Source organism: Sphingomonas sp. NPDC079357 (genome assembly GCF_044901155.1).
GTDB lineage: Bacteria > Pseudomonadota > Alphaproteobacteria > Sphingomonadales > Sphingomonadaceae > Sphingomonas.
In genome coordinates this window covers 1-7,712 of the sequence record NZ_JBJDOM010000017.1, presented here as the reverse complement: position 1 = coordinate 7,712, position 7,712 = coordinate 1, and the positions used below count along the sequence as shown (strand labels likewise).

Here is a 7,712-nt window from a genome sequence, read left to right as displayed (position 1 = left end):
CTCGCTGCCGAGGATGGCCATGACACCGGCGACCCGCTGGCACTGTGTGCCTTTTCTATCTAGCGGAGCGGTGTCATTTCTACTTAGCGCTTACAAGCTTCGCGCTCGATAGTAAAGATTATGTAAAATGCGGCGTTGATGCAGCGGAACCTAGCGGGATACGCGAGCTCCACAAGCCGGCGGGATTCGCATACCTGTCTTCGAGGCGTTACTGCGCCGATGATAGCCGATCGGGCTGCGTAACCCCGACCAGCATGGCAGCCGCTTCTCCGTTCCCTTGCTTACTGGACGGCGGAGGGTTCTGCCGCCCGCACCAGCGTTCCACTTCTTCCTACCAGGCCCCGAAGTCGACGGAGTTCCAGGTCACGGCCGGGGCGGCTTACTGGTCGGGCGAGCGATCCAGCCGGCGTCTTCCATCGCCGCGGCGGCGGCTTTCGCCTCGGGAACACCGCGCTCCCACCGGGAGGCGTCGAGCCGGCATCCCGTCACCTCTGCCGATTCATTCGAAGCAAGCCAAAGAAGAGGCGGCACGATGATGGTCGGATCAAGCAACTCTGCCCGCGCCTCTTCTGGGAAGCCGTCCGGTATCATGCCCGTTGCCGTGGCGCCGCCCGGCAGCAAGGCATTCACGGTGACCCCGGTGCCCTCAAGGTCCTGCGCCCAGATGATGGTCTCGGATTCCAGCGCCGCCTTGGACGGGCCATAGGGCGAGAACCCGCGCCGCCGCATGGTGGCGTGGTTCATCGTGACATTGACGATCCGCCCCCGGCCGGCCGCGATCATGGTCGGAACAGCCGCCCGGGCCATCAGGAACGGCCCGTTCACATTGGTGTCGATAACCATTCGCCAGACCTCCGGGGCGGTTTCCCAGAACCGGCTGGGCTCAACGAGAAAGCGTTCGCTGACATACTTCATTCCGCGCCCGGCATTGTTGACGAGCAGGTCAAGCCGACCGAACCGCTCGTGCGCGGTTGCCACGACCCGAGTGCAGTCCTCGTCACGGGTGACATCGGCGACTATCGGAAGGATCCGATCGCTCCCGCTCTCGGCTGCCACCGCTTCGACTTCCTCCGCCTCGCGAGCGGCGGTAGCGATCACCCGCGCGCCCGCGGCCGCGAGGCCGATAGCCATCGCTCGCCCGAGGCCCCGGCCGCCGCCAGTGACGATTGCGACCTGGCCTGTGAGCCTTGCCTCGTTCACCGGTTCAGTGCCTGCATCTGCTGCGCGGCGTAGCGGGTCCCGGACGCAGCACCCGGCGGCAAGATGGCATCGATCCGCGCGAGGTCCTCGGGTGTGATCCGCACCTCCAGTGCACCGACGTTTTCCTCCAGTCGGCTGCGCTTCTTGGTTCCCGGGATGGGAACGATGTCCTCTCCCTGGGCCAGCAGCCAGGCAAGGGCGAGTTGAGCCGGTGTGCAGCCCTTCTCCTTCGCCATCGTCTCGACCTCTTCCACGAGCGCAAGGTTCTTCTGGAAATTATTGCCCTGGAAACGCGGGGCGTGACGCCGATAGTCGTCGTCGCTCAGGTCTTCGATGCTCCGGATCTGTCCGGTGAGAAAGCCCCGACCAAGCGGACTGTAGGCGACATAGCCGATGCCCAACTCGCGAATGGCAGGAAGAATCTCCGCTTCAGGCTCTCGGCTCCAGAGCGAAAATTCGGTCTGCAGCGCCGTGATCGGATGCACCGCGTGCGCACGGCGGATCGTCTCTGGCGCCGCCTCCGAAAGACCGAGATAGCGCACCTTGCCAGCCCTGACCAGTTCGGCCATCGCCCCGACAGTCTCTTCGATGGGGGTGCCGGGATCGACCCGGTGCTGATGGTAAAGATCGAGATGATCGACGCCGAGCCGCTTCAGCGAGGCGTCACAGGCCTGCCTGACATATTGCGGGTCACCACGAACGCCGAGAAACTCGCCGTTTTCGCCGCGGACGTTCGCAAACTTCGTTGCAAGCACCACTAGGTCGCGACAGCCCTTCAGAGCCTTTCCGACGAGAACCTCGTTGGTGAAGGGGCCGTACATATCGGCGGTGTCGAGGAACGTCACGCCGAGATCGATCGCGCGGTGGATCGTTGCTGTCGCCTCCGCCTCGTCCCCGCGGCCATAAAATTCCGACATTCCCATGCACCCGAGGCCTAGCGCAGACACCTCGAGTCCCTGCGTGCCGAGCTTGCGCACGTGCATTGGTCTTCCTTTTCTCTTGTCCTCTGGGACGCAACCGTCTGTATGCAAAGCAGTTCCCGCCCGTTTACCGCCCACACGATTACCTCCGCGAACGGCGGCATCGCCATCCTCCCCCAGTAACAATGTGGACGCCCTTGGTCTGGACCGCGCCGGCGCAGCTCGTCGATGATCCACCTTGCACCGGCTGTACCGAGGTTCGACAGACTTGCGAATGGAACGGTTCGGTTTCCTTTTGGTTTAGCGAAGTGATCCAGGTGAGTGAGCCTGGCCGTCGGAAAGGAAGAACTAGATGAAGATCGCGATCAGTGCCGCTTTGCTTTCGCTCATGTCTGTTCCGGTTTTCGCTCAGGCCGTCTCCCCGGCAACGTCAGGCACGATGACCAGCGCGGATGTCGGCGTCGCGCCGGTTGCGAGCCAGAGCGGTCCAAATTACGTGCTGGCAGCATCCGACGCGAACCTCTATCAGATCAAGGCTGCCCAGCTTGCCGCGACGCGTGCCCAGCGGGATGACGTCAAATCCTACGCCAAGCGCGTCCTCGCCGAGGCGCAGAGTAGCCAGAAAGCTTTGATGGCAGCGCTGAAGAACGATCAGCGTACGATCAAGGCGCCATCTTCAGCGCTGTCGGCGGATCGCGCTGCGCTCCTCAAGCTGCTGCAGAAGGCGCCAAAGAGCGCCTTTGATAATCTTTACCTCACCCAGTCGGCTCAGGTTCAACAGGCTGCGTGGGCGATTCACAAAGGCTACGCCCAAGACGGCACCGATCCGGCGCTGCAACAGATCGCCGGCACGGCCGTTCCCGTGCTGGAAAACGAGCTCACCACCGGCAAGTCGCTGACCCCCTCCGGGCTTGCCGATAGGTGACCCTCGCCGGGCCAGGCCGACCAACTCCCTTCGGCTTGGCCCGGCACCTTGCCGCGCCGGAACTGTCGCATTTGCTATTCCGGGCTGAGATGTGCCCGGCCCTGGTGATCCGCCAAGCGCCATACCGCACGCTCTGTGCCAATCCTGTAATGAAGAAGGCCGTTTACCTCTCTCCCTCAGGGTGAACCAACGGATCCCTCCCCTGGTTTCGATGGGGTCCCGGCCCGGACCCGCTTGGCCCTGGCCGGTCCACCCACCCGCCGTCGCCACAGGCGCACGCTGGCGGCGATCCAGCAACGGCCGGGAGCGACGCAGCGGGAACTTGCCGAATTGCTCGAAGTCTCCACCGTCACCTGCGGACGCGTGATCGACCGCCTCGAGAGTGCGGGCTGGGCCGAGCGGCGCGACGACCCGCAGGATCGTCGCGCCAAACGGCTCCATCTTCACGCCGCTGCAAGAACCGGTGCTCGAGCAACTGGGTCTGCTGGGCACGAGTGAGGATCAGCGGGCGATTACAGGCTCTCCGGAGAGGAAGCGGTGTTGCTCGGTCAACTCCTGGAGAAGGTTATCGAGAACCTGTGCCCTGCAAGCGGCAGCCCCGCATGCGCCCAGTCCTGACCGACGTTCTGCAACAACCGATCTTGGCCTTGGGTAATAATCCGAGAACTATCGGGTTGTCAGCCGCCTGTGCCACTGGGCGCTGCTTATTGACGGCGTAGCCGGCGCCAGGCGAAGCTGACCGCTGACAGGCCCCACAACATGATCCCGGTTTGCGGTTGCTGATCCAGGAGCACCGCGCCGGCGACAAGCAGTCCGGCAGCCATCACATCGTCTTGTTGTACGGATAGGCGAGCACCTGACGGTCTCGCGGGTGATACCTCGACGGGAATAACCCCTGTTCGCGCCACCTTCTCCACCAACCCCACCAGGTCGGGAGAAGCTGCGGCGAGCCGGCCAAGGCCTGCCGCAAGCCGGCGCCCACCTCTCTTCAACTCCGCCGGACTGATGCGCTCGCGCGCAAGCTCACGAGCGATCGGCATCGCTCGTGTCGCGATATCAAACTCTGGGTCGAGTGTACGCACGAGTCCCTCGGCGGTCAGAAGCGTGCGTAAGAGCAATGCAAGATCGGGTGGCAGCGCCAGACGATATTGGCGCAGCAAGATAAAAACGTCCGAGAAGATCTCCGATAGCTCAATCTGCTTCAGAACAGCGCCGCGGAACCGGCCGATCAGGCCTTCGAGGGCGCGCTGCAACGTTCCGACGTCAACGGAATTGTCGCCCGACCAGGTCATGAGCACACCTGCGACCGCGCCCGGATTGTCTCCGGCGATCGCCAGGACCAGGGTGACCAACTCCGAGCGTCGGGCTGGGGTCAGGGTGCCCGTGGCGCCGAAGTCGATGAAGGCGATGTCACGACTTGGCAGCACGAACACGTTGCCGGGATGCGGGTCGGCATGAAATCGGCCGTGGAAGATGATCATGCGGAGCACAGCATCAGCATAGGCGTGTGCAACGGCAGCCGCGTCCGCCACTTCGTCGCGGGCGCGAACAATGTCACGCACCGACACGCCCTCCAGCCGCTCCTGAACGTTGACGCGGCGTCCCACGTAATCCCAGAAGAACCTCGGAGTACGGACGCCCAGTGTCTCGAGGAATGACCCGATCCCCTCGCACGCTGCCGCTTCGGCGCTCAGATCCATTTCTTGGGACAGGCTTTCGGCGAAGAAGCGCAGCAACTCGTCGATCTTCAGCCGCCGCAGTTCCGGGGAGCGACGTTCCGCCAAACGGGCGAGCCGGCGCAGCAATCTCAGGTCGGCATCGACGCGCGACGCTATTCCGGGACGGCGAACCTTCACCACAACCTCGGTTCCATCGGGAAGAGCCGCGCCGTACACCTGGGCAATCGATGCCGCGGCGATCGGAACCGGGTCGAAGCGCGCGAACACTTCATCGACGGGCGCCCCGAGAGACGCGACGAGCTCAGGCTCGATCTGCTCGAACGGTAGCGCCGGAGCCTGGTCTTGAAGAACCGATAGCGCGGTCACCCAATCCGGCCCGAGAAGATCGCCTCGCGTTGCAAGAAGCTGTCCCAGCTTTATCGCGACCGGGCCGAGGTCGCTCAGCAGCGCGACCACCCGCATCGGCGCGACCGGTTCTCCAGACCGCGTAGGCAAGCTGGGCGCCAACCCCATCTGTGACGCGAGGCCGCCAAGCCCGTGACGGGCAAATATCCGCGCGAGTTCGCCAAATCTCGCCCGCTCGCTCAGCGGAATGCCGTCGGCTGCCTCGGTCATCGCATGCGCTCGCTTTCGGTGTCGCGCGGTCGACAGCCGCGGATGAATAGCTCGATGCTCCGACGAATGCGCGCACGAGCGTTTGCGTCATAGGCGGGCGGAGCGAGGCCGAGTGCCGAGCGGCGCATGGGTGCGACCACAACCAGGGTTACGAACTGCTCGGCGGCGAAAACGGGGTCTGGAACGTCGAGTTCGCCCTTGGCGGCGGCGGCCGCGAGGATGCTTGCGACCCACTGAGCGGCGCGCTGAAAGCCGAACTCGTGGATGTTGGCGGCAAGCGCGGGAAAGCGCACGGCCTGCGCGATCACGACGCGCTCCATCGACGCGATGCGCGGCGTGAGCAGCCACTGAAGAAGCACATCGGCAATCGACTGCAGCCTGTCCGTGACGGCGAGATTCGCGTCGACGGTCGGCGCCAGTGCCCGGAGTTGCGTGTCGATCTCGTCGAGGATCACGGCTTCGAAGACGCGCGCCTTGCTGCCGAACCTCGCGTAGAGGGTCCGCTTCGAGATCCTGGCGCGCTCGGCGATCATGTCAGCGCTCGCGCCGTCAAAACCATGTTCGAAGAACAGTTCACGAGCGCTTTCCAGGATATGGGAGGTCAGGCGGATCGCTGCTTGCGCCGTCGGCCTGCCAGTCCTGCCGGCCCGTTTAACGCTCTCGGATCGTTCCTTGGTGTCCACTTGGCCTCCGCGATGGCTGATAGTCGCTGAAGCTGACGATGGCGACCGGCTCCTGAGCGGCAGCATGTCCTGCCCAGACGCTCGCGGCCAGCACCGTGTTCGATCGGAGCGGCATTTTCCTTTTCTTCACTCCAGTCGGGCTTCGACGACGAGCCTCGCTGATCCACCGACGACTGGCGCTAGCGCGACGGCGGGGCTGGTGATCTTGCTGGCCGGTAATCCGGCAGGTCGGGCGTCCCGAACAGCTGAACTCCTTCGCGATCGACCCGTTCGATCTGGTCGCCGAGCAACTGCGTCCTGGAACGCACCGAGCGAACAACGTCTGTGACCTGTCGGCTTTGGCCTTCGAGCCCCCGGATGGTCGGGCGCAGAGACTCCACGTCGCCACGAAACCTTTCCGCCGCGAGTTGAGCCCTGCGCAGCTTATCATCGATTCCGAGGCCGGCATGCCGATGCGCTTCCAGCTTTGCGCGGATGCGGGCGGCACGCTCGCCGACAACCGCGACCGAATCGCCCGCCCCCAGCACCCCGTCCTCCGCGCCGGCGACCGCATCTGCCAGCCGAGCCGCCTTGGCTGGCCAAACTGCCGTCCTGGCGCTCAACTCGGCCAGCCGTTCGCGGGTCCGCTGCTGCCCCTTCTCATCAAGATTGGCTGAAATGGTATCGACCGATCGGCTGATCGTCTCGACCAGCGCGGCCGGGTCGCCGCCTGAACCGAGAAGCCCACCCTTTTTCGCCGGAATGACCGGAAGGGGTTCGCCGTCCCTGGCCGCGATCGGCGGCGCTCCCTTTCGCGCGCCATCCAGAACGATGGTTGCCTCTCCCGAGATCAGGGATCTTGATATCTCCCCCTGAACGCCTTCGAGGATCGGTATCTCAGGGTCGATGCTGACCGTCACCAGCACTGTTGACGGATCCTGCTCGTCGAAACGGACGGCGGTGACCAGGCCGGCTGACACGCCAGCATAGGTGACCGGCGACCCGTTCTTCACGCCGGCAACGCTATCCTTGAACCGGATCACATATTCCTGACCGTCGGGGTTCCTGGCCGCGAGGAGCCAAGATGCGAACACCAGCAGACCGGCGGCAATGGCGCCGACCACGGTGAATACGAGCAGGCGGTTCGAGCGGGTCTCCATAACCTTGACGAACCACTAGGCGTGACACATTCCTATGTAAACCGTTCCGTTCCGTTTCCATGATTATGGTTGACGGCATAGGCGTCGGTCGAAACTTTGTCGGAATGGCTGGAGGCGAGAACACCATGTCGGAGGTTCGCAGTGGCGCGAGCATCATCATCCCGTGGAGTGCCGAACTGGATCTCCGGCTCCTTTCGGTGGGCGACGGGTTGTGTTCGCTCCGAATGCCTTAGCGTTCCGATCTGGCCGATTCCGCTGGCGGAATCGCGAGCGGCGCCATCTCCAGTCTCATCGACCACGCGTGCGGTATCGCCGTGATGTCTCGCCTGGAGCGGGTGTCGATTTCCACCCTCAACCTCAAGATCGATCATATTCGTCTACCAACGGCCCGCTCGCCAGTGACGGCGTGGGCACACTGTTACCGAGTATCCGAGATCATGACATTCGTGCGTGCTTTGACGTCCTCCCTGTTTTTTCATCCATGTTGAGTGAGAGTTTTCCGGCCTTTTGAAGCCTGCGGGCAAGGAGCTGGGACATGAAGAAGACGAGGC

At 63.8% G+C, this 7,712-nt stretch carries 8 protein-coding genes; 3 read left to right on the top strand and 5 right to left on the bottom strand.

Annotated features, from left to right (window positions below; translation table 11 throughout):
• Window positions 1-363: 363 nt before the first annotated feature.
• Together ACI2JO_RS19870 and ACI2JO_RS19865 are read right to left on the bottom strand one after the other, a co-directional pair.
• Window positions 364-1,200: an SDR family NAD(P)-dependent oxidoreductase gene (locus tag ACI2JO_RS19870; RefSeq protein ID WP_404722216.1), complete on the bottom strand. Its 837-nt coding sequence runs from the start codon at window positions 1,198-1,200 to the stop codon at window positions 364-366.
• The gene (locus ACI2JO_RS19865) at window positions 1,197-2,183 is read right to left on the bottom strand and encodes an aldo/keto reductase (protein ID WP_404722215.1); all 987 of its coding nucleotides are present in this window, start codon (window positions 2,181-2,183) and stop codon (window positions 1,197-1,199) included. The genes ACI2JO_RS19870 and ACI2JO_RS19865 overlap by 4 nt, the downstream gene beginning before the upstream one ends.
• A 289-nt stretch (window positions 2,184-2,472) precedes the next feature.
• On the opposite strand from ACI2JO_RS19865, the gene ACI2JO_RS19860 reads away from it, so the two are divergent.
• Entirely contained in the window at window positions 2,473-3,045 is a 573-nt protein-coding gene (locus ACI2JO_RS19860) for a DUF4142 domain-containing protein (protein ID WP_404722214.1), read from the top strand.
• A gap of 234 nt (window positions 3,046-3,279) precedes the next feature.
• Window positions 3,280-3,543 carry a MarR family transcriptional regulator gene (locus tag ACI2JO_RS19855; protein ID WP_404722213.1) on the top strand — a complete coding sequence of 88 codons (264 nt, stop codon included), beginning with the start codon at window positions 3,280-3,282 and terminating at the stop codon, window positions 3,541-3,543.
• 206 nt (window positions 3,544-3,749) lie between these two features.
• Here ACI2JO_RS19855 and ACI2JO_RS19850 read toward each other — a convergent pair whose 3' ends face one another.
• The 3 genes from ACI2JO_RS19850 to ACI2JO_RS19840 all read right to left on the bottom strand — a co-directional run bounded on the left by ACI2JO_RS19850 (window position 3,750) and on the right by ACI2JO_RS19840 (window position 7,161).
• The gene (locus ACI2JO_RS19850; RefSeq protein WP_404722212.1) at window positions 3,750-5,339 is read right to left on the bottom strand and encodes an ABC1 kinase family protein; all 1,590 of its coding nucleotides are present in this window, start codon (window positions 5,337-5,339) and stop codon (window positions 3,750-3,752) included.
• Window positions 5,336-6,022, bottom strand: coding sequence for a TetR/AcrR family transcriptional regulator (locus ACI2JO_RS19845; RefSeq protein WP_404722211.1), 687 nt, complete (start codon window positions 6,020-6,022; stop codon window positions 5,336-5,338). Before ACI2JO_RS19845 ends, ACI2JO_RS19850 begins: the two co-directional genes overlap by 4 nt.
• A 179-nt stretch (window positions 6,023-6,201) precedes the next feature.
• Window positions 6,202-7,161: an MlaD family protein gene (locus ACI2JO_RS19840; RefSeq protein ID WP_404722210.1), complete on the bottom strand. Its 960-nt coding sequence runs from the start codon at window positions 7,159-7,161 to the stop codon at window positions 6,202-6,204.
• Between the two features lie 242 nt (window positions 7,162-7,403).
• Between ACI2JO_RS19840 and ACI2JO_RS19835 the strand changes: the two genes are divergently transcribed.
• The gene (locus ACI2JO_RS19835; RefSeq protein ID WP_404722217.1) at window positions 7,404-7,649 is read left to right on the top strand and encodes a hotdog domain-containing protein; all 246 of its coding nucleotides are present in this window, start codon (window positions 7,404-7,406) and stop codon (window positions 7,647-7,649) included.
• Window positions 7,650-7,712 lie beyond the last annotated feature (63 nt).